2 protein-coding genes are annotated in these 1,506 nt (G+C 71.2%); both read right to left on the minus strand.

Annotation, left to right across the window (positions count from 1 at the left end; all coding sequences use genetic code 11):
• Positions 1 to 765 (minus strand): hypothetical protein (locus ACEN88_RS31445; protein WP_413346047.1); only part of this gene is annotated, 765 nt, incomplete at its 3' end.
• A gap of 24 nt (positions 766 to 789) precedes the next feature.
• Positions 790 to 1,506 (minus strand): ferritin Dps family protein (locus ACEN88_RS31450; RefSeq protein ID WP_413346049.1); only part of this gene is annotated, 717 nt, incomplete at its 5' end.

A 1,506-nucleotide genomic window follows, 5' to 3' on the forward strand; every position in this document is an offset into this window, starting at 1 on the left:
GGCCAGCGCCGTCAGCCAGCCGGGCGTGTCGAACGCCGCCACGCGCGGGCGCACGAGCGGCTTGCCGGAGACCTTCGCCACCAGTTGCTGGGCGTGTTCGGTCGCCATGCTCGCATTCCCCCACGGCCAGAAGGAATTGATCGGTAACTGGCCGCGCGCCTCGCGCGCCGCGTTGGCCGGGTCCGTGAACCACGTCACCTGCACGTCGTTCTGCAGCTTGCGGAACGCGCGCACCTGCGGGCCGGACGGCATCCAGTCGGTCAGGTTCATGTTGACGGCCGCGTCCGGGCTCGCCGTCGCGATTTCCGTCCAGTCGTCCGCGCGCATGAACCACGTGTCGGGCGCGCCCCACGCGAGCGCGTAGCCGGCGTCCTCGAAGCAGGGCCGGGCGCTGTCGAACAGGGCGCGCGCTTCGTCCTCGCGCAGGTCGAGCTGGCGCATGTCGTCCATCTGCAAATGCGTGCGCGCGATCTGGATATGGGTCGGGTTCACGACGAACCACATGCCGTCCTCCGGATCGAGGCCGATTGCGCGCATCGCGCTGGTCGCGACCCCCGGCACGAGCCCGTGCGCGACGCCCAGCGCCCGCGCGATCCAGAGCTCATGCGGCAGGACGCGCGCGTCGGTGTCGAGCGGGCGGTAGCGCGCGTCTGATATTTTCGACAACAGCGCGGCCAGCGCCGGCGCCTGCAGGGCGCGGGTCAGGTCGGGCGCGAATTCGGGAACGGGGAGGGCGAACGGCAGGACGAGCGAAATGTGGGCCATCCCTCTATTTTAGGCGAAATGGGCTCAGATGTCCGCCCCCGGTCCCGGCGTCGTCACGTCCGGCGAGGTCGTCGGCGCGGTGGTCGAATCGGGCGGCATGCCGGCCGACCCGCCCGGCGGCAGCATCCCGGGAACGGGCGTCAGCCCGATCGCCTCGTGATACCACCCCTGGACGAGGACGAGGTGCCGGTGCTCGTCCTCCAGCGCCAGCGTGAAGCCGGCCACGAGGTCGTCCTGGCCGGCCTCGCCCGCGAGCGCGATCAGCGTCTCCCAGCCGGCGCGATCGGCCAGTTCGGCCGTCAGCAGCGCGTGCAGCGACTGGGCGAGGCTCGTGCGCGGATCGTTCAGCACCTGCACGAAACCCAGCGACTCGACGCCGGTCACGTCCGCGCTGGGCGTCTGCGCCGTCGGATCGCCGCCCAGCGATTCGATCGCGTCCTTCAGCAGCAGGAAGTGGCGGGCTTCGTCGCGGCGGATGGCGGCGACGTGGTCGCGCGTCATGCCGGCGGGGCCGCCCTGCATCACGTCGCATTTCGCCAGCAGCGCGTCGTACAGACGGGTGCCCGTGCGTTCGAACGCGAGGCGTTCGCCCAGCTTGTCGAGCAGGATCTGCGGCCGGTCGCCCTTGAGCATGTGCATGCCCATGTTGACGGCGCCCGCGACCGAGCCCGGCATGGGGATGGAGCCGATGTCGCCGGCGTCCATGATGAGCGCCTCGCGCGCGTCCAGCAGGGCGCGCTC

This window comes from Massilia sp. CT11-108 (genome assembly GCF_047302915.1).
Classification (GTDB): Bacteria; Pseudomonadota; Gammaproteobacteria; order Burkholderiales; family Burkholderiaceae_D; genus Telluria; species Telluria orientalis.